This window comes from Acinetobacter sp. 16 (assembly GCF_033439925.1).
GTDB classification, from domain to species: domain Bacteria; phylum Pseudomonadota; class Gammaproteobacteria; order Pseudomonadales; family Moraxellaceae; genus Acinetobacter; species Acinetobacter junii.
In genome coordinates this window covers 690,460-710,338 of sequence record NZ_CP137746.1, presented here as the reverse complement: position 1 = coordinate 710,338, position 19,879 = coordinate 690,460, and the positions used below count along the sequence as shown (strand labels likewise).

Genomic DNA, 19,879 nt, shown 5'->3' with positions numbered 1-19,879 from the left:
GAGAACTCTCCTTAACCGCGCTTGAGCAGTACTTGACCGCCATGAGTCACGAGTAACGCTTTTTGGATTTCATCTTCTTGATTGATCGCAAAGTTTTTGTCTTTGTCGAATAATGTTTCAAGGAAGTTGAAAACGTTACGTGCATACAATGCCGATGCTTCTGTTGCAACTGTGCCTGGAATATTTGGGATACCCAAAATTTTCACGCCATTTTCAGTAACAACAGTCTCGCCTTCTTTAGAACCTTCAACGTTACCACCAGTTTCAACAGCCATATCCAAAATAACAGAACCTGGTTTCATTTTGGCAACAGTTTCAGCTTTGATCAGACGTGGAGCATTACGACCTGGAATCAATGCAGTCGTGATTACGATGTCAGCATTTGATACCGCTTTATCTACAATCGCAGCTTGATCTTTGATGTATTGCTCACCAGGCTGCCAACCGTATCCGCTTTTCGCAGCTTCAGCAGCACGTTGTTTTTCTTCATCGGACATTGGTACGTCTAACCATTTACCGCCTAAAGACTCAACCTGCTCTTTTGCTGTTGGACGTAAGTCTGTTGCTTCTACAACTGCACCTAAACGTTTTGCAGTCGCAATGGCTTGAAGACCTGCAACACCAACACCCATGATCACAACACGTGCAGGTTTTACGGTACCCGCAGCAGTCATTAACATTGGGAACATACGTTGATATTCAGCCGCTGCTAACAATACAGATTTATAACCTGCCAAGTTTGCTTGTGAAGAAAGTACATCCATATTTTGTGCACGTGAAAGTGTACGTGGAAGTAACTCTAATGCAAAAGCAGACACTTGCTGAGTAGCAAACTGGTCTAATTCTGGATTGCGGTAAGGGTCAAACATTGCAACCACAGTCGTATTCGCCGCAAGCTTTTGAATTTCGTCACCCTTAGGGGCACGTACCTTCAAAATAATTTGGCTACCTGTATATGCATCGTCTGTAATGGTTGCGCCAACTTGTTCATAAGCACTATCAATATACGCAGCTTTAACACCAGCACCACGTTCAATGACAACGCTATGACCTGCGTTAATCAACTTCTTTACTGTCTCAGGTGTAGCAGCTACACGACTTTCACCGACGACAGTTTCGGTTGGGATTCCGATCTGCATGAGCGTTCCTCAAGCTAGTTTTTCTTAAGTAAACATCGCGGATAGCAATGTTTCCCCCAGGAGTATTCTTTGTAGAATTTTGGATTCTAATGGAAGTTTTTTAAAATTCCACCCAATATTTATTTAATAAATACCTATATTTTGAACTGATGATTCATATTTGTATTTAAACCTTGTATGCTCAGCACGTTTGTCTTCCGGTTAAGCAATAATTCAAATTTATACAAACAAAATAATTCGATTTGATTATTATCAATACAGCTCAATTCTTGCCTAAGCTTTTATTGATATAAAAGCCTGTATAGCGATATCTCATAAATAAACTAAAACCCGCTCTCACTATCTCTGATACATAAATATCACAGCTCATCTCTGAATGATTCGATTTGCTTATGTACGTATCAATTGATTAGGTCAATTTGCATCTTAATCATGCATTTAATGATAAGGATTGGCTTCTTTAAAAGTTTTACTGGTTTTAAATGCGACTTTTCTATCAATTTATCTGATAACAACAGCTTATTTAGCTTTCACTTGATTCATTTTTCTTAAGATTGGGTTGATCTCACTATGCAAAAAAAGATTGGAAAACTAAAAAAGAAATGTAAAAAGTTTAAATGGCATTTTCTCAAGTGATATTTATGGGAGATTGTCTTACTAAAAGCACCATATTGCACAATTTTAGTGCAAAAATAGACATTATGTTGAAATATCAATGTCATCATGATTCATCAAAAACAAAATTTTTTGAAAATGTGCTCCCATTGCTTCTTCAGCAAGACAATCGTCAGGGTTTCGTAAAGGACATTGTTCCAGAGATAAGCACCCACATCCAATACATTGATCTAACTGCTGTCGCAATTGGAGTAACATCATAATTTGTTGATCCAGTTGTCCTTGCCACTGTTGAGACATGATTTGCCAATCTTTTTTTGTCGCACTGCGATGTTTAGGTAAAGTTTCGAAGGTTTGCTTGATTTGTTGTAATGATATTCCAACTTGCTGCGCTGTTTTAATAATAGCAATACGTCTCAGCATTGCCCTTTGATAACGACGCTGATTACCTTTCGTTCGTATCCCCCAAATTAATTCTTTTTCCTCATAAAAGCGAATGGCTGGAACGCTTACACCGCTTCGCTTTGCAAGCTCACCTATCGTTAGCCAACTTGGAGATTGTTGTTTTTTCAAAATCTGCTTGACCTCTAGTTAACTTGAGCTTTGATACTAACATTTTTAGAATTTCTACGAACGGTTTAGTCATGAAAGATTCAGATTCTCTCGCATTCAAACTCATTAATCCAAATGGGCTGTATGATCCTAGCCTAAATGGATATAGTCACATTGCTGTCGTTCAGCCTAATATGAAGATCATTCATATCTCAGGGCAAGGCGGAGAAAATAATAAAGGTGAACTTTCACAGAATTTTGACCAACAGGTACAACAAGTCTTTTATAATATTCAAACAGCACTCAATTCAGTACAAGCACAGCTCAAAGATATTGCTGTTTTGCGCGTGTTAATTGTCAATCACAATGCTGAAAAACTACATTTGCTCACACAGACTATCCAACACTTTTGGAGAAATGATTCATTTCCTGCATGTACGCTCATTCCCGTGCCGTGTTTAGCGTTGGAAGGTATGCAAATTGAAATCGAAGCAACTGCATATACTGTGTAAACCAGTTTAAGAGAACATTATGCCTAACACTCAAGATATTAGTGAAAATAAAGCCTTACTCTGGTTTATGGCGGCTGCATGTGGTCTATGTGCCGGTGCAAACTATTATAGTCAACCACTGATCCACTCCATACAGCAGTATTTCTCTGTTAGTCAAAGCCAAGCTGCTCTTACAGTTACCTTTGCCCAAGTTTCTTATGCTCTCGGTTTACTTTTTATTGTCCCTATGGGCGATGTGGTGAATAAAACCAAATTTATTCCACTCTTAATGAGCTTATGTGCAGCGGGATTGTTTATCAGTGCATTCTCTGTGAACTTACCGATGCTTTGGGTCGGTACCATTATGGCTGGATTATTTTCTGTAGCAGCACAAGTATTGATACCGTTGGCAACGATGACTGTTCAACCTGAGAAAACAGGTGAAGTTGTAGGTTTTTTAATGAGTGGGCTATTGGTCGGCATCCTTTTGTCGACCAGCTTAGCTGGCTTATTCTCGAACTTGTTTCACTGGAAGGTAATTTATATCGTCAGTGGAATTTTGATGCTGTTTCTTGCCTTTGCACTTAAAAGCCGTCTGCCATACGTCATGAAGATGAAACTAAATTATGGACAAGTATTTGTTTCAATGGGGCAACTCTTAAAACAAGAAAAACGTTTAGTGCTGAGAGCACTGACAGGTGGTTTTGCTTTTGCAGCAGTGAGTATCTTGTACTCAACGATTGCTTTACTACTTAGCTCTGCACATCAATTACCTGATTTATTTATTGGTATGGTGACTTTAGTTGGTATTTTTGGTGCTTTATCAACCCAATATATTGGTAAATATGCGGATCAGGGATTTACCAATCAACTCACTTGGATGGGTTGCGGTTTGTTTATCTTAAGTTGGATATTTTTTTATTTTGGTCAACTCTATTTATTTAGCTATATCTTGGGTTTTGCACTGATTCAGTTGGCGCTTGCATTGGTCCACACGAGCAATCAAAGCATAATCTTTCGCTTACGCCCTGATGCAAAATCACGTATTAATGCCATTTATATGACTGCTTATTTTACCGGTGGCGCGTGCGGTTCTGCTTTAGGAATTTTTGCATGAAACCATGGTGGTTGGACGATGACTTGCTTTGCAGGTATTGGCTTAGTGCTAGCATGTATGATCTTTAGCTTATTAGATTTACTACTCACTCGAAAAAACACTGCAATACATCAACTTTAGATAAACCAATATTTAGATTTCTCAAGGATGAGGATGATTGGTGAATTTTTCGTAAAACTCGTATAATGCTGCCCTTTCTTTTCTTGTCCACATCCGAGAATATTTTATGCAACCACTTGAATCATTAAAGCCACGTATTTCCGTTGCCCCAATGATGGATTGGACAATAAATTTAAAATATATATTAAATATCAATAATTTATAAAAATATTAAAATTCCATGGCGTAAAATTGGTGTAAGTTTAATCTTTTGTATCAAAACTTAATCCCTCAACATTCTCACTCCCAAACAATGATTGACGATCTAACGCTCCAGAACCAAATCAGGGATCTGGCTTTAGCGAGTCGGAGCGAACCGACCGATGGTTGGCGTACCGAAGAGCTTGACCCTAAGTTGTGGAACGGTTGGCGTAAAATGATTCAGGGGGACCGGCTAGAAATCGCTGAATACGATCTGACGGCTAAGGTTAGCCAAGGGGACTCTCCTAGTGACAAGCCCGGAGTGGTTGAAGGTCTAAAACAAAGAATAAGGGCTTACAACTTTAGTAAACAAAGGACGTCATCAATAGCAGTGATATAAAAAGTTATCTTTGCCGCCCCGATAAGGCTTTACGGGGCGACTAAGTCTCACCCAACCGACAATTCCGATAGTTTCAGAATAAGCTTTGAGTTTTCTAAGATTGGAATTACTACACCACAGCACGTACTCGAGATACTACAAATAGCTTTTTGGTAGGACCGATACCGAATAAATATCCATAATACATCAGGAGAAACTTTTTTTAATTTTCTGTAACCGGTCATAAATCAGTGGCGGATAATTTGCATGATATTCACCACACTCTGGGCAATGCTCTTGTTTTAGGTACGCTTGATTGTCGAGATCTTGATAAGGAAAAACGCTGAAGAGAAGTTCGTGCTGCATAAGCGTTTTATAAAAACTCTTATGATAAGGTGCAATCTCGCTGTCTTTGATTTTGTCGAAATATAGGTCAACGCTGTTCAAAATGCTCATAATTTCTTTAACCCCGTCGAACCTTAAAATGTCGTCATCTTTGTGAATATCAACATCTAAGCTCTCTAGATCCTCAATGAAACATTTAATCGCTCGCCGGGAATGCAAAAGGATCATTTGCGACTTGCCATCAATCATCTTTTCCTGATCGTAGCTAAAATTTTTAATGTTTCTTTCGACGAACATATAAAGTTCGTGAAGCTGATTCAACTCGTGCCTCAGTTGCTCCTTCGTATATTCCTTTTCGATTTGCTGATGGAGGATGCCATTAGCGTCAATCTGAGCTTTTAACACCAGAAAGAGAAGCACTGAACCCAGAATTTGTAGAAATGGGCTTGAAATACCTCCAAGAACATCTCCTATTTCGCCATAACCTTTCAAATATTGCAGCGGAAGAAGAGGTGCAAACAAAGGGATAAGCAGGCAAGCCGCACCACCAATGACTATGACCCAGAAAGCTATTTTGGTAACAGGAGAGTTATAGATATTCATTTTTACACCTTTTCAGAATTTTCTTTTCTGTACGCGCTAGGAGTTTTGCCAATTTTTTTCTTAAACAACTTTTGAAAGTGTTCATGTGCCGAATACCCAATGGCTTCACTCACTTCGGGAACAGACTTACCGGATTCTTTAAGCAGCTGCTTTGCTTTTTCAAGCCGACAATAGGTTAAATAATCAAGAGGTGTCATGCCTGACAGCTCCTTAAATTTGACGCTGTAGTTCGTACGCGACATCCCCGCAATCCCGGCGAGATCGTCAAGACCCCATTTTTTATCGAGACTATGATGAATAGCTTCCAAGGTTTTGCTGAGTTGCGGATTTTCGATCAGTTTGAAGAATCCAGCATTTTTATTGGATTTGTACATGTGGATTCTTAACGCTTGCACGAAGATAATTTCGGTCAGCTTTCTGACTAACGTGTTGCTTCCAGGAAGCCCTGATTTTGCTTCCTGCTCTATAATACTTAAAAGCATGGCAAGCCAAGGCGAGTGGGAGTTATCAGCACTCTTGATATGCACGACATTTGGCAGCGAATTTAAGAATGGATGATCGGGTCCGCCATTAAAACAAAAATGTCCGCAAACGACGTTGGCTTTGAGCTTGCTCTGATCACCGTATTCCAAAACTTGAGCTTCGGTGAGGTTGGCTTTAGCTCTAAATTCGACCGCAGGCTCGGCCTTGATTTTTGGTGCACTGGCCATGGTGTGCTCCATCCCTTTGAAAAAGATCAAAATATCGCCCTGCTCCGCCAATGCTTTAAGTTTAAGTTTTGGCACCTCATACCAAAACTCGCCATGAGTCACGATGTGAAATCTCGCTAGATTCTCTTCCTGCGGGAGGCTGATGCCCCAGTCTCCCGCAAATGAGGTTCTATACCAGTAGCTGCTAGTAAGCTCTACCTTATCTAAAATTTCACTGAGAACATCCATATATAGCTCCTACGTAAACTGTCCAATAGGTCATGTTATACGAACTATTGAACATATTATATCTATTTTACATGCTGTAAAGTCAGTCTAATCAGTAAGTGGATGAAAACTAAGGAGGCTTTATGAAACTAGATTATGTGATCGTTGCCTGAGGGTGTTTTTGGGGTCTCGAAGACCTCCTTAGGAGTCTGGACGGTGTGACGTCAACGAAGGTGGGCTACTCTGGCGGAGATTTTGATGATCCTACCTACGCCGATATTATAACAGGGAAAACGGGGCACGCCGAAGCGGTTCGCGTGGAATACGACCAAGACGAAATATCTCTCGAAGAGATTCTACATTACTTTTTCAAAATCCATGATCCGACTACGAAGAATCGCCAAGGAAATGATGTTGGCACTTCGTATCGCTCGGCAGCGTTCTATCGTGACGATGCACAGAAAGCGATTATCGAAAACGTGATTGATGAGGTCAATGAGATCGGTCGCTTCGAGAATGAAGTGGTCACGACCGTCACCCTGGAAAAAGAATTCTACGACGCTGAGGCATATCACCAAAACTATTTGCAGAGGAATCCCAGCGGATACTCTTGCCATTTTGAAAGAGACTAAATCATGAACCAAATGAACGAGGAAAAAATGAAAGCACTTAAGAATGTTGTTATTTATACGAAAGACCATTGTCCATTTTGCGCACGCGTGAAGAATTACCTAACTGCTGAAAAGGTCGATTTCAAACAAATTCGCGTAGACGACGATCCGAAGACTTACCTGGAGTTGAAGGAAAGAACAAATCTCCAAACTGTACCGCAAGTTTTTGTGGATGGAGAATTCATTGGTAGTGCTACAGACTTCTTCTCGTGGATTGATAGCTAAAGAGTGAACCCTAAAATAAAGGAGCAAATATATGTTCAATTGGAAAAGCATTTACAACTACCTGGATAACGGCACTCCCGCGCCTCCCAAAAAAGTAGAAAAGAGCGAGGAAGAGTGGAAAGAAATTCTGACGCCAGCGCAATTTCGGGTCATGCGGATGAAAGGCACCGAACGCGCGCACACCGGAGAACTCTGTTCATTTTATGAAGCTGGAAGGTACGCCTGTGTGGGCTGCGACACCGAACTCTTTGACTCGAACCTAAAGTTCGATTCGGGAACGGGATGGCCGAGTTTTTCTGAGCCAGTCGCAGACAACGTAATTCAATATGAACTGGATACGACCTTCGGGCGCAGAATCGAAGTGCTATGCAATGTGTGCGAAGCCCATCTGGGGCACGCTTTTCCAGACGGTCCTGAGCCATCAGGGGTCCGATTCTGTATTAACTCGGAGTCATTGAAGTTTGTAGAATAATTTTTAAATCGAGGGGGTTTATGAAAGTGAACCTTTTGAAAAAAGGAGCCGTTCGTGTTGATTAAGCTGTTCGGTCATAAAGACTGCCATAAAACCAAGATTTACCATTCGTACTTGCAAGAAAAAGGGAGCCAGTTTGTTTTTTTGGATGTTCATGAAGACGACGCGGCTGCTGATGAACTGTGCTCCCTCTATTCGAACGGAAAGCTGAATTTCCCGACAATAGTGGTTGGGACAAAGAAGCTGAGAAACCCCAAGTTCAAGGACCTTGACAGGTGGTTGGAAGCTTCAATGAAATAATGAGTTTTTTAGAATTATTAATAACTTAATAAGCAGTAAGATCAATGATTACAGCAATTTTCCGCAGTTGTGTTACCAAGAAACATGCTGCGGAGTTTTAGCAAAGATACTTCATCAAGCTGGTGTTGGAAAACGTGGTCTTATCGTCGTTTGCACGGCGTGAGGAATGGGAGTGGCTTCAATTTTTGAAAGTTAGGTGAAAAATATGTCGGATCTAAAAATGAATAAAGAAGACGGTGTTGAAAGCTATGAATTTGCAACCCCTGAAGCAATCGAAGAAGCATTGAAAATCGGGAAGCTTAGTCAAACGGTTTTCGGCATGGGTTGCTTTTGGGGACCGGATTCTAATTTTGGAGGGACGCAGGGAGTAGTGCAAACACGTGTTGGCTACGCTGGAGCATCAACTCTGGATCCGAGTTACCGCAACATCAACGGACACGCCGAAGTCGTCAGAGTGATCTACGATAAAGACCAAATCAGCTACAGGGAACTTCTTGGAAGTTTTGAATCATGGTCTGTTCATGGTAGAAAGCAGGGCCAGTATCGCCAGATACTTTTTGTTTTTGATCTGGAGCAAAAACAAGTAGCTGAAGAACTGATTCAAGCGATTGGAAAGGAGAAATCTCCCGAGGTGATTGAGGCCGGAGAACAAAATGGTTATTTTTGGCCCGCCGAAGATTACCATCAAAAGCATCGTCTTCGCAGAAACAAACAGCTTGTAAGTCTTGCAGAAGTAGATTTCGGTCCTCGCTGGGATGAACATCTGTATTTTACTAAATTAAATAGTACCGATAGAAAAGGCTTCAGTCTCTCAAGCTGGCTAAAAAAGTTGTCTCCGGAAATGCAGAAAGCTTACCGAATCGGTTAATCTGAAATTGCAGCTGGCTAAAGAACTCTATTTTCTATATGTAAAGAATGTGACGATCTCCTTCACATGGAGTCCAAGAGAGCATAAAAAATCTGTGTAAGTCGCATTACCCATGTATTTGAAAGGAATAAATAATGCCAATATCAGACCAGCTTATCGACCGAAGCAAGACCTCAGTTTTTATGAGGTCTTGAGATCAGCGCAGCATGAACAGATCTCTTACAGTGTGGCGAACACACTGGTTTGATTGCGGCCTTGGGTTTTAGCTTTGTATAACATCTGATCGGCGACTTCGAGCAACTGCTTTTTGTCGTCAAATAAATCAGCGCTGGCCAAACCTATGCTGACCGTTAATTGTCGTAATAACCACTCATGGTTAGCCACTACCAGCCTTAACTTTTCCAGTGTTTTATTTGCGGACGCTGTGTCTGTGCCTGGCAGGATCAGCACAAACTCTTCACCACCATAACGGGCGAAAAAGTCATAGTTCCTGCTATGGCGCTGAAACAGAGCCGCGACTTGACTCAGTGCCTCATCTCCTGCGGCATGACCATAGCTGTCGTTAAAACTCTTAAAGTGATCAATATCAATCAATGCCAGTACAAAAGATTGTCCTGTTCTTTGCCAGCGAGCAAATTCAGCTTCAAACTTGAGGTCAAAAGCTCTTCTGTTGTTCACCCCTGTCAGCGCATCCGTCATGCTGGTATTATGTAATTGTTCGCCGACTTTTTTCAGCTCCAGTATGGCGATCACTTGTCTGGACAGAGCCTGCAAAGAGCTTATCTGCCGCTGGTTCAGCTGCTTAGGAACATGATCATAGACACAAATAGTACCAATCACTGCACCTTCGGGATCAATCAGCGGCGAGCCAGCATAAAATCGGTAGCCAGGTCCTGAAATCACCATAGCATTGGTACTGAATCTGTGATCTAAAGTAGCGTCAGGGACCACCATTACCGCATCAGGTGTTTCCATTGCATACACGCAAAAGGACTCTTTAATTAATACAGAGGTACGCGAAATACCAACTTTTGCAATTAGATTCAGCTTTGTGTCATCGGTTCGCGTCACCATAGCCACTGGTGCATCACAGATATAACACGCCAGTTCAGTGATATCCCGCAGGTTCTGATCTGCTTCAGCAGGTGCTTTTAGTGTGGTTTCTGCACTAGCTGTTTGAGCTAAACTAAAGGTCATGTACTTCTCCGTTTTTCTACTGCATTTTTCAAAGATCCTGCATAGAAAAATGAATTAAATCGTTGATTTAACTCTAGCATAGATCTGTCAGACTTGAAGTTATCTCTGTAGCAATGGTATTGTTTTGTACAATATTCGCCTGCTTGATTTGAGTTTTAGCTGTATTTATAAACTTTTGGCTTTTCCGGTCGCAGGCTCTATAATTTGCTCGTTTAAATCCAACTCTTCGTCTAACGTCATCTATTTAGTGTGCATGCGGCCTCCGGAGCATTTTCCGTGGCTTATTTTACCGAAGCATCGGGATTGCTAAATAGAGCTGAACGCTGTAATGCGCTTTCGAACTGAGCTTTCCGTAACTTCGGCATTAGTTCATGTACCTTGCTTACTGGATGTTGGTTGACGCGCAGCAGCACGTCCGTCAGATAATCGTAAACGTTAATAGCAGTGTTGACCTTGCTTTGAATGACGCCAACATGCTTAGCACCAAGCTCCGTTCAGCAGAATCACAGCCAGTTTTTCAGTTATCCCAAGTGTCACTCTCAGATTAAAGGCCGCCATACCGGATGTAGTGCCAACAAGAAAACTAAAACACAACTTCGCTGATCATCGCTGAGTGTTTATAAATCGTCTCCCATCACCGGTATCGATAAGCAGATAAGCCTGGTTATGCCATTAGCAGTTCTTGAAGCATTCCTGCTTTCAATGTCGTCAACGTGATCACGATTTGAGTTGAGATAACGACTCTGTTGCTGAAGACTCTCAGTTAATTGCCACTCACCAGATTCAAGAACAGCACCCGCTAACTCGGCACATACTGTTGCAAAACCATAAAGCGCTTGATTATCGCGGGTAAAACGCAGCGGTATCGTCTGGCCTTTTACAAGAAGGGACCATTCCAAAACTCTGTACTTACCTTTTAATCGGTTACTGACAAAAATAGTTATACTTGTACCGCTGGCGCCAACAACTAAAAAGCTCGTGATAGCTAGTCCTATCAGAGACCATAACTCTGGTTTCCCACTTAGTAACAGTGGATTAGGCAAATGACTCCTCAAAACGAGATCAGCACCAAGGGTCAGCGCTGTTTTATACACTGCTTGTTCTAATAATGGAGTTGCATTGACCAGTGACGCAACAGCATCACAACTATAAGGTTCTAGAACTGCCGTAGCTCTCAACCATTCTGTTTCATGGGCAATCGCCAACAAATTTGACCAAATTCGAACCAGTGCCGCTATATGAATGGAGTTTTCATCAGTCAGGACGGTTTGATTAAGCTGCTTATCCAGTTCCTGATGCCAGTATTGGTATTGGCTTGTCAAAAGTACAAACAACTCAGATTGAAGCAACTTATTATTAGTTACCGGTCTTATCCTATTTGACATCTCATTGAATAGTTGTATAAATTTTTTGTCTGCTTGTTGCTCACGCTTTAGCAGATCTTGCTGTTGTTGAAGCATCTGTAAATCGTATTCAATGGCCTGCTTAAAAAGTGTGAGTAAGGAACAGTGTTGTGATGCCCGATCTGGGCTTGAAAAGTCCAACATACACAAAGTACCGAAAGTTTTTCCGCTAGGCCAAAGCAATGGCAGGCCATAGTAATAACTAAAGCCTGCTGCAAATGTTGGGTTATTGTTTTCATATCGGGTACCGATTGCATTTTCAACTAGTAATGGCTGGTTACTGGAAATGACTTGGGAACAATAAGTGTTAAGTGCCAATGGAACAGGTTCACCGCAATAAAAAGTTGGTACTGACACACTGCCAACAGCCTGACAAATTTCGTTTTTATCTAATCGATTAATCAGCACACAAGGCACTTCCGCGACTTGAGCCATCGAGTTTACAATGCCTTGCCAGCGCTCTAGGAGCAGAGCGGTTTCTATGCTCAAATCTACTGCCATTTGTTCCCTCAGTATTTAAATAGTCCCCTTTTGCATCATTCGATCTTGTTTATCTCAGAGTATCAAACAGGAAACAAAGTGATTGATGTCAATCAGGGAATTAGCAGCATTGATGCATTAAGCGGCGCACATACACTCTAAGTAAAGTGCTTAAGTCTGATTATGGCAAGAAATTGTTACTTTGTCAGGGATAGTCAACACTTTATTAGCGAGAGACTTGCTTGGCTGACATTTAAGACAAATCGCGAGATTCCAAATCTGCCACCAACAGTCGGAACTGAGTAACTCACTTGAGCTTTAAAAAGTAAAGCATTGAAATATTTATGGTATTTATACATCCTACCTAGCTCACAGCAGAGTTTAGCATCGTGCATTAATATGACCTTACACTAAAAATACGTACTAGTTGACGTCTATCAAACTCGTTTACGAGATAGTGTAGTGGTCGACAAATTTTGGCCACATCGTTATTGCCTAATAACCGATGCTCTCTTTAAATGCGAAATGAGTAGTGCACGCATTTTTAGCCTTTTGGCAAAACGTTGATGTCTCGAAATTTTCAAGCGCTGTGCCTTGTTTATTTTCAGAAACGTCTGCTTTCAGTGAGTTCCTGATGCTCGGGCGCTCTAAATTATGGGTATAGACAATCTGATTTGCCCTATATTTGCAGTTTTTCGTGAACCCTTAATTTCACAACTCTTTTAATCTGATATCCAAAGTCTGCATCCATACATAGCCCCTACGTAAACTGTCCAATAGGTCATGTTATACGAACTATTGAACATATTATATCTATTTTACATGCTGTAAAGTCAGTCTAATCAGTAAGTGGATGAAAACTAAGGAGGCTTTATGAAACTAGATTATGTGATCGTTGCCGGAGGGTGTTTTTGGGGTCTCGAAGACCTCCTTAGAAATCAGGACGGCGTGACGTCAACGAAGGTGTGTAGTGGCACTGAAATGGCGACTGCGCAAGACGTGAAGATGAGCTGTCTGATAGCAACGGATTATCAAGCAGAACCTTCTTAAATACAATTTATTCCACGCCAATACAGCGTGCTGTCTTTCAAATCACTAGGAGAAATTTATGTCACGTTTGAACACCCCTACCACAATCGACGCCGCGCCTACTGCTACCCATACCTCACTCAAGGCTGTGGAAAAACAACTGGGCCGCGTTCCTAACATGTTCCGCGTCGTTGCCAACAGCCCTGCTGCGCTGACTGGCTACCTGCAATTGAGCGCAGCATCAGCACAGGGCGGCTTGGGTACAGCGACTCTTGAGCGTATTGCCCTAGCCGTCGCTGAGATCAACGGCTGCGATTATTGCCTTGCTGCCCATTCCTTCCTAGGCCGTAAGGTGGCCAAGCTTGATGATGCTGAACTCACTGCCAACCGCAGCGGTGCATCAAATGACCCTAAGGCCGACGCAGCCGTGCGTTTTGCTGCCGCCGTAGTCCGCCAGCGCGGGCAAGTCAGCAATGACCAGGTCCAAGCGGTGCTGAACGCTGGCTACAGTGATGCACATGTAGTGGATATTCTGTTGGCTGTTGCCCTGAACACTTTCACTAACTACGTTAACGAAGTGACACAGACCGAGGTCGACTTCCCGGCCGTTCAACCACTAGGCATTGATGTCTAATCCATTGGTGCTCAACTACAGCAATTACCTAAGTTAGGTTCGACTCGAGTAAACATATAGTTTTTCTCAAGAGTCATATCATTTTAGTGGGCTACATAGAGTGAGTCCACATGGCTAAAAATAATTGGAGATATAAGATGACTATTCCCGAAATTGAAAATGGTGTCCAGACTACCAATACCCTTAGTAATAATCTCGGTGCAAAAATCACTAAGTTTGGTATAGGTGGCATCTACGTTGCCATGACGATAATATATTTGTGGTTTGGTGGCATGAAATTCACTAGCTACGAAGCAAACGGTATACATGGTTTTGTTAGTAATAGCCCTCTGCTTTCGTGGATGTATAGCTTCCTCAGCATTCAAGGATTCTCAAATTTTCTGGGTGTGCTTGAAATTTCAGTTGGCCTGTTAATCGCTGCACGAGTTTTCTCCCCTAAGCTCGCAATCTTGGGCGGTGTACTTTCAACCGGACTCTTTTTTACGACATTGTCGTTCATGCTGACTACACCCGGTGTTTTTGAGGCATCTCTTGGGTTTCCTGCGATCTCTGTGGTTCCTGGCCAGTTTTTGCTAAAAGATTTAGTCTTGTTTGTCGTGTCTATATTTATCGTAGGTACATCACTTACAGCACTGGAGCACAAAAACAAATAAGCCTCACCCGAAACAACTATAAGTTAGATGGCTCCTAAACACATTAGAGAGCCTTTATTTTTATCTTTTAAGTGCTTCAAGTACGTGCCTTACTAGAGGCTGTTGATCTTTGAGTGAAAAATGAACGGCATAGCAACAAGGTATAATGGTTTCGCCAAAAATCAAAAATACCACCGAGAACGGACGTTGCTATGCCAAGGACAATGCTAACAGATAACGCCTAGGAAGCCCTAAAGCAAATACTTAAAGAGACAGGGCGTGTTTACAATAAATATGAACACCGAAATACACTGGAAGGCATACTTTATCGTATGCGCACAGGCATTCAGTGGCGAGATTTGCCTGAAAGTTCTACTGGGGATAAATGAAAATCCTCTATCTTTTTAATATCCTTAGGAGCAAACCAATATCTTATTGCGGTATTACAGGTTCGCGTACCTTCCGCTACTGGGCATTTTTCCCATACGTTAATTTTCTTTTTTTTATTATTTTCTTTTTCCACCTTTTTGATTGAATCTAAATCAGTAACTACCAAAGTCTTAAGTTCAAGAAAGTCGAGGAGTGGATAAAAAAGATGAGCATGAGCTCCTCCAGCTTCAATACAAGTTACATACTGGCTTGCTAATTTTTGATGTTCTGGTAAGGATTTATCAACTAATTCTCTGAGGCGAGGCATTAATAACCGTTCAGTTGTCCCCTCAACCATAATCACTTTATCTGCAAAATAAAGATCACACTTAGTCAGAGTCATGTATTTATGCAAGAACTCTTTATCAGTAACAGATATTGTTTGCATACCCTTTTTAAAATCTTTAACTTTAGTATTTCTAATACTTTTCACTGCATCTTTTTGGTTATAGAAATATCTTACTGCATCAAAACATGCCGCATTAGCAACATGAGAAGAATGTGTAGTAATAATAAACTGAACATTCCAAACGTCTTCTGCTGGATAGGCACTCGAAAGCTTTTGAATAGCAACATTTAATTGATTAATAAAAACTTCCTGCATCTGTGGATGCAAATGAGCTTCAGGTTCTTCAATGAATATCAAATGGGCTGAAGGGCGAGTAATTTGAGATCGGTAAATTTTGTGATAGCTTTCAAGTTGTAGCAGCATATAGATTAAATTTCGCGTACCAAGACCATTATATCCCTCAGGTAAATGCACACCATCTGTACCACTATAAACAACTTTTGTATGCCCAGACAAAAGTGCCTCTACATTTAATGAAGTTTCAGGCCTTAATTCAGTATCATTAAGACTTGGAAAACCCATCACCCCCATAACAGGTAATAACTTTTTGAGCATTTTGTCAAAATCACTTTGAACATTAAGCTCAATATCTTCAACAGATTTCTTTAATTTCGCAGCTAACTCTTGATCAGATTCTGTAGCCGTTGGTGCAGCAGCTGTTTTAAACAATTCACTAAGTAATTTTCCGATAACATCAGCCTCACCAAGCTTTGTCTTATCAAGAGTTCTTTGTGCTTGAACAAAGTTACATTGTAATAATGCTGCGAATGCTGAAGTATCCTCGAAATTTCTCTTATTAGACTTATCCGTCGGATCTATTGCACTAACATGCACTTCGTAAATTTTTGATAAGTTATTACGTAAACACTTAAAAAAATGTATTTGAGGTTCCATACCTACTGGTGGTTGAGGTATATCAAACAACAAATGCATTTTTGCTAAGACAGGCCTATATTCAATACAAGCAATCGCTGTTGTAGAGTCCATATCTAAATCAATGATAAATGGTGAAAGAGGCCCTAAAGTCGGGGCATCACTATCGTATCGAAATGTCAAAGAAAGAGTGATTATAGGCAGTGTATTATATATCTGCTCTGGACTTGCCCCCTCTTCTTTCAATTTTCTTGCATTTAAAAACTTCTCACGAGACAAACTAGAAAAATCTTCCAACCTAAAACGGGCTCCTGACTCACCACAAAAACAATCAAATATGCTAGTAAAAGATGTTTTTCCGCTATTATTTCGCCCTACAATCACAGTTGAATTCTTTTCTAATACAATCTCAATATCTTCAAGAAGTCTATACCCCTCAACTCTAACTTTTTCGATACGCATTGTTCCCCCCAAAATACATTGGTTATTGTAACTTTATCTATTTTTTCAAAGGTTTCGCCCAAGAAGAGCATGTAAATTATTTTGTGTACATTACGTTCTTTATAAATGATTTTTTAGCTAGTCGTCCACGCATTCGACAACTGCTCAGCTTGCTTCATCACAAGCTCAATCGCTTCAGCCGCTTTATCAGGCGGGTATTTCCATCGCTGCAAAGTACGACGTACTAATATTTTCAGCTGAGCACGCACACTATCCCTAACCTGCCAATCCACTGTCGTTGACTTCCTAAGCTTCTCTGTAATCTCTCGTGCGATCTGTTTCAGCGTATCGTCTCCAAGCTCTCTGACAGCACTTTCATTGTTTGCCAAAGCATCATAGAAAGCGATTTCATCAGGATTCAAACCAAGTGCAGCTTCACGCTGCATCTCTGCCTGAAATTCTTTTGCCATTTGAATGAGTTCTTCAATGACCTGAGAAGTTTCAATCGCTCGGTTATTGTATTTCCTCAAGGTTTCCTGCAAACGGTCAGAGAAGCGTTTTTCCTGTACCACATTGTTTCGCGTCTTTGCCTTAATGCCATCATTGAGTAACTTTTCCAGAAGTTCAACTGCCAAGTTACGGTATGGCATCTGCCGTACATCTTCCAAGAACTCATCTGAAAGCAAGCCAATGTTGGGTTTATCCAAACCACACATTGCAAAGACATCTGTTACCTCATCAGCAATGACAGCATTGTCCAGAATCTGTTTTAGCGTACTGTCCTTTTCCGCTTGCGACAGTTTACGATCTACAGAGGTATGCTTGCTAATGACTGCTTTAATGGCTGAGTAAAAGGCAATTTCTTTGTGCAGGTTCTTCGCTTCATCCAAGGTGCTGCATAAAGAGAAGGCTTTATTGATTGCCAGAACTAAATCAAGAAAACGCTTTTTACCATCCTTTAAGCTCAGCACATAGTTAGCTGCGGGGATAATCAGTCGGTGTGCCTGAGTTTCATAAGCACCCAAATCCATACCTGCCTGCTCGTTGGTTTTGGTGAACATTCCTCGTATTGCATCCATCTTTTCAGCAAGAACCGCATAGGCTTCTTCTGCACGTAAGGTCGGCTCACCTTTCCCTTTGGCATCGGTATAGGTTTTTAAGGCCTGCTTCAATTCATTAGCAATGCCAATATAGTCAACAACCAGACCACCTTGCTTATCTTTAAAGACCCGGTTCACGCGTGCAATCGCCTGCATGAGGTTATGGCCTTTCATTGGCTTGTCGATATACATGGTGTGCGTGCACGGTGCATCAAAACCTGTGAGCCACATATCGCGAACAATCACTAACTGCAAAGGATCTTTGACATCCTTAAAGCGTTTCTCAAGACGCTTTTTAACTTGCTTGTTGTGAATGTGCGGTTGCAGTAACGGTTTGTCTGAGGCTGATCCCGTCATGACCACTTTAATTTTTCCCTTTTCAGGATCAGGGTCATGCCAATCTGGACGTAAGGCAACAATCTCATTGTAAAGATGGACACAGATTTCCCGGCTCATGGTCACAATCATACCTTTGCCTGCTGTGGTTTCGGTACGTGCTTCAAAATGCGTTACCAAATCCGCAGCGATCTGTTTCAGCCGTGGTGTGGCACCCACCAGTTTTTCTAGTCGGCTCCATTCGCTCTTAGTCTTTTCTCGGTTACCAACATCTTCTTCATCTTCTACAACCTCATCGACTTGATCAGATAAATCTTCAATTTCAGTCTGATTGATGTCCAGCTTTGCCAAGCGTGATTCGTAGTAGATTGGGACGGTTGCACCATCATCGACGGCATCCTGAATGTCATAAATGGAAACATAGTCGCCAAAGACAGCTCGAGTGTCTTTATCTTCACTTGAGATCGGAGTTCCAGTAAAGCCAATAAAAGCCGCGTTCTTCAAGGCATCGCGCATGTGCTTGGCATAGCCGAACTTGTATGTGCCATCATTACCTAGTTTTGCTTTCAAACCATATTGGCTACGATGTGCTTCATCTGACATCACCACAATATTGTGGCGTCCATTTAATAATGGATGCTCAGTCTCACCTTCCAGTAATGCAAACTTTTGTACCGTGGTAAAGATAATGCCACCAGACTCACGCTCAGCTAAAAACTTTCTCAGCTCATCACGGTTATTGGCTTGTACTGGCGTTTGTTTTAATAATTCTTGAGCATTACTAAAGGTTTCAAAGAGCTGTCCATCTAAGTCATTACGGTCAGTCACGATTAACAAGGTTGGGTTGTGCATAGCGGGCTGCTGTAAAAGCTTGCCTGCATAGCAACACATAGAAATACTTTTACCCGAGCCTTGGGTATGCCAAACAACGCCTGCTTTCTTATCCCCATTCGGATTGGCTGCCGCAATGGTCGCTTGCACGGCTTCTCTAACCGCATGGAACTGATGGTAGCCTGCAATTTTCTTAATGGTCTTTTCGCCATCTGTTTCAAACAGCACAAAGAATCGAATGTAATCTAGGAACAATTCTCGATCAAAGAAGCCTCGAACAACTGTCTCTAACTCCCATTCTAAAGCGGGTTTATCATCTTCATTCTTGATGGTACGCCACGGCAAAAAGCGTTCCTGATTCGCCGTCAGTGAGCCTACACGTGCTGTTACGCCATCACTCACTACCAAGGCTTCGTTATAAACAAATAAATCCGAGATTTCTTCTTTATAGGTTTGCAGCTGGTTAAAGGCATCCCAGATATCTGCATTTTCATCGGTTGGGCTTTTTAGTTCCAACACAGCAAACGGAATACCATTGATAAAGCAGATGATGTCAGGGCGTCGAGGTTGTTTAGTGCCTAGAATCGTAAATTGATTGACCGCAACAAAACGGTTTTGATGCACATGATTAAAGTCCACTAAGAAGGCATGGTCATGTACCCAATCATCTTGTTTCTTATATGTGACAGGCACACCTTCCAATAACATACGGTGGAAGGCACGGTTATTAGTCACCAAATCCAAACTTTCGGGTTTGCTCAGTTTCAGTAACACTTGATCAAAGCAACTGGCAGGCAAATGCGGATTCAAGCGTTCAAAGGCGGCCTGAACGTCAGCTTCCAATAAAATCTGTTTATAGTCTTTGCGTAAAGGATTGCTACTATCAGGTGCAATATCAATACCATGAACAACTTGCCAGCCATTTTCAGAAAACCAGTCTAAGCATAAGTTTTCAAGTTGTGTTTCGTTCATGGATTCCCCCTATTCATTCAAATTTTAAATTCTGACTTTTAATAAACAAAACTACTTATTCTATAGACATTATCTTTTGTAACTGCTATTGCGGCCCTATATCAGTTTACTTATAATGTGCATAGCTCATCTACCTAGTGTAGAAGGAGTATACGAAGTCCTTATATAGCAATATATCG

General features: G+C 41.4%; 17 protein-coding genes and 2 pseudogenes. 11 read left to right on the top strand and 8 right to left on the bottom strand.

Translation table 11 applies throughout. The annotated features are described in order from the left end of the window. Window positions 1–11: 11 nt before the first annotated feature. Both R2H34_RS03380 and soxR read right to left on the bottom strand, forming a co-directional pair. A complete protein-coding gene (locus R2H34_RS03380; protein WP_004906659.1) occupies window positions 12–1,139 on the bottom strand; it encodes a Re/Si-specific NAD(P)(+) transhydrogenase subunit alpha in 1,128 nt (375 codons plus the stop codon). Window positions 1,140–1,838: 699 nt separating this feature from the next. Beyond that, on the bottom strand, window positions 1,839–2,327 hold the full coding sequence (soxR, locus tag R2H34_RS03375; protein ID WP_125297521.1) for a redox-sensitive transcriptional activator SoxR: 489 nt from the start codon (window positions 2,325–2,327) through the stop codon (window positions 1,839–1,841). Window positions 2,328–2,398: 71 nt separating this feature from the next. Here soxR and R2H34_RS03370 point away from each other — a divergent pair, with 71 nt between their 5' ends. Beyond that, entirely contained in the window at window positions 2,399–2,818 is a 420-nt protein-coding gene (locus R2H34_RS03370) for a RidA family protein (protein ID WP_004906655.1), read from the top strand. Window positions 2,819–2,837: 19 nt separating this feature from the next. Continuing rightward, window positions 2,838–4,034, top strand: a pseudogene (locus R2H34_RS03365) (MFS transporter). Window positions 4,035–4,800: 766 nt separating this feature from the next. On the opposite strand, the gene R2H34_RS03360 reads toward R2H34_RS03365, so the two are convergent. Next, complete coding sequence (locus R2H34_RS03360; protein ID WP_005403709.1) at window positions 4,801–5,541, bottom strand: hypothetical protein; 741 nt, start codon at window positions 5,539–5,541, stop codon at window positions 4,801–4,803. A 2-nt stretch (window positions 5,542–5,543) separates the two neighbouring features. After that, a complete protein-coding gene (locus tag R2H34_RS03355) occupies window positions 5,544–6,479 on the bottom strand; it encodes an AraC family transcriptional regulator (RefSeq protein ID WP_005403708.1) in 936 nt (311 codons plus the stop codon). 197 nt (window positions 6,480–6,676) lie between these two features. Here R2H34_RS03355 and msrA point away from each other — a divergent pair, with 197 nt between their 5' ends. The 5 genes from msrA (at window position 6,677) to R2H34_RS03335 (ending at window position 8,994) form a co-directional block, all read left to right on the top strand. Further along, window positions 6,677–7,090: a peptide-methionine (S)-S-oxide reductase MsrA gene (gene msrA, locus R2H34_RS03350; RefSeq protein ID WP_235633807.1), complete on the top strand. Its 414-nt coding sequence runs from the start codon at window positions 6,677–6,679 to the stop codon at window positions 7,088–7,090. A gap of 3 nt (window positions 7,091–7,093) precedes the next feature. After that, window positions 7,094–7,354, top strand: a complete 261-nt coding sequence (locus R2H34_RS03345; protein ID WP_005403706.1) for a glutaredoxin — start codon at window positions 7,094–7,096, stop codon at window positions 7,352–7,354. 31 nt (window positions 7,355–7,385) lie between these two features. Continuing rightward, entirely contained in the window at window positions 7,386–7,826 is a 441-nt protein-coding gene (gene msrB / locus R2H34_RS03340; protein ID WP_005403705.1) for a peptide-methionine (R)-S-oxide reductase MsrB, read from the top strand. 54 nt (window positions 7,827–7,880) lie between these two features. Then, complete coding sequence (locus R2H34_RS17865) at window positions 7,881–8,126, top strand: glutaredoxin family protein (protein ID WP_011711656.1); 246 nt, start codon at window positions 7,881–7,883, stop codon at window positions 8,124–8,126. A 205-nt stretch (window positions 8,127–8,331) separates the two neighbouring features. Then, complete coding sequence (locus R2H34_RS03335) at window positions 8,332–8,994, top strand: peptide-methionine (S)-S-oxide reductase MsrA (RefSeq protein ID WP_001281573.1); 663 nt, start codon at window positions 8,332–8,334, stop codon at window positions 8,992–8,994. Window positions 8,995–9,213: 219 nt separating this feature from the next. Here the strand turns inward: R2H34_RS03335 and R2H34_RS03330 are convergent, their stop codons facing one another. Further along, complete coding sequence (locus tag R2H34_RS03330) at window positions 9,214–10,191, bottom strand: sensor domain-containing diguanylate cyclase (RefSeq protein WP_002119794.1); 978 nt, start codon at window positions 10,189–10,191, stop codon at window positions 9,214–9,216. Between the two features lie 617 nt (window positions 10,192–10,808). Then, entirely contained in the window at window positions 10,809–12,095 is a 1,287-nt protein-coding gene (locus R2H34_RS03320; protein ID WP_151825733.1) for a GAF domain-containing protein, read from the bottom strand. A gap of 852 nt (window positions 12,096–12,947) precedes the next feature. Here R2H34_RS03320 and R2H34_RS03315 point away from each other — a divergent pair. The 4 genes and pseudogenes from R2H34_RS03315 to R2H34_RS03300 all read left to right on the top strand — a co-directional run. After that, window positions 12,948–13,124, top strand: coding sequence for a peptide-methionine (S)-S-oxide reductase (locus tag R2H34_RS03315; protein ID WP_005006244.1), 177 nt, complete (start codon window positions 12,948–12,950; stop codon window positions 13,122–13,124). Window positions 13,125–13,182: 58 nt separating this feature from the next. After that, window positions 13,183–13,737, top strand: coding sequence for a carboxymuconolactone decarboxylase family protein (locus R2H34_RS03310; protein WP_000088799.1), 555 nt, complete (start codon window positions 13,183–13,185; stop codon window positions 13,735–13,737). A gap of 137 nt (window positions 13,738–13,874) precedes the next feature. Next, entirely contained in the window at window positions 13,875–14,390 is a 516-nt protein-coding gene (locus tag R2H34_RS03305; protein WP_038349914.1) for a YkgB family protein, read from the top strand. Between the two features lie 239 nt (window positions 14,391–14,629). Then, a pseudogene (locus tag R2H34_RS03300) lies at window positions 14,630–14,737 on the top strand (transposase); the annotation flags it as partial. Here R2H34_RS03300 and R2H34_RS03295 read toward each other — a convergent pair. Both R2H34_RS03295 and R2H34_RS03290 read right to left on the bottom strand, forming a co-directional pair. Further along, window positions 14,716–16,482 carry an ATP-dependent nuclease gene (locus R2H34_RS03295; RefSeq protein ID WP_002115233.1) on the bottom strand — a complete coding sequence of 589 codons (1,767 nt, stop codon included), beginning with the start codon at window positions 16,480–16,482 and terminating at the stop codon, window positions 14,716–14,718. The pseudogene R2H34_RS03300 and the gene R2H34_RS03295 sit on opposite strands and share 22 nt — an antisense overlap. Window positions 16,483–16,595: 113 nt before the next feature. Continuing rightward, the gene (locus R2H34_RS03290) at window positions 16,596–19,700 is read right to left on the bottom strand and encodes a type I restriction endonuclease subunit R (protein ID WP_318342416.1); all 3,105 of its coding nucleotides are present in this window, start codon (window positions 19,698–19,700) and stop codon (window positions 16,596–16,598) included. Between the last annotated feature and the right edge of the window lie 179 nt (window positions 19,701–19,879).

Coding starts and splice junctions, on each gene's coding strand:
- R2H34_RS03380 (WP_004906659.1), bottom strand. CDS start 1,139: ATGCAGATCGGAATCCCAACCGAAACTGTCGTCGGTGAAAGTCGTGTA.
- R2H34_RS03370 (WP_004906655.1), top strand. CDS start 2,399: ATGAAAGATTCAGATTCTCTCGCATTCAAACTCATTAATCCAAATGGG.
- R2H34_RS03360 (WP_005403709.1), bottom strand. CDS start 5,541: ATGAATATCTATAACTCTCCTGTTACCAAAATAGCTTTCTGGGTCATA.
- R2H34_RS03355 (WP_005403708.1), bottom strand. CDS start 6,479: ATGGATGTTCTCAGTGAAATTTTAGATAAGGTAGAGCTTACTAGCAGC.
- R2H34_RS03345 (WP_005403706.1), top strand. CDS start 7,094: ATGAACCAAATGAACGAGGAAAAAATGAAAGCACTTAAGAATGTTGTT.
- msrB (WP_005403705.1), top strand. CDS start 7,386: ATGTTCAATTGGAAAAGCATTTACAACTACCTGGATAACGGCACTCCC.
- R2H34_RS03335 (WP_001281573.1), top strand. CDS start 8,332: ATGTCGGATCTAAAAATGAATAAAGAAGACGGTGTTGAAAGCTATGAA.
- R2H34_RS03330 (WP_002119794.1), bottom strand. CDS start 10,191: ATGACCTTTAGTTTAGCTCAAACAGCTAGTGCAGAAACCACACTAAAA.
- R2H34_RS03320 (WP_151825733.1), bottom strand. CDS start 12,095: ATGGCAGTAGATTTGAGCATAGAAACCGCTCTGCTCCTAGAGCGCTGG.
- R2H34_RS03315 (WP_005006244.1), top strand. CDS start 12,948: ATGAAACTAGATTATGTGATCGTTGCCGGAGGGTGTTTTTGGGGTCTC.
- R2H34_RS03310 (WP_000088799.1), top strand. CDS start 13,183: ATGTCACGTTTGAACACCCCTACCACAATCGACGCCGCGCCTACTGCT.
- R2H34_RS03305 (WP_038349914.1), top strand. CDS start 13,875: ATGACTATTCCCGAAATTGAAAATGGTGTCCAGACTACCAATACCCTT.
- R2H34_RS03295 (WP_002115233.1), bottom strand. CDS start 16,482: ATGCGTATCGAAAAAGTTAGAGTTGAGGGGTATAGACTTCTTGAAGAT.
- R2H34_RS03290 (WP_318342416.1), bottom strand. CDS start 19,700: ATGAACGAAACACAACTTGAAAACTTATGCTTAGACTGGTTTTCTGAA.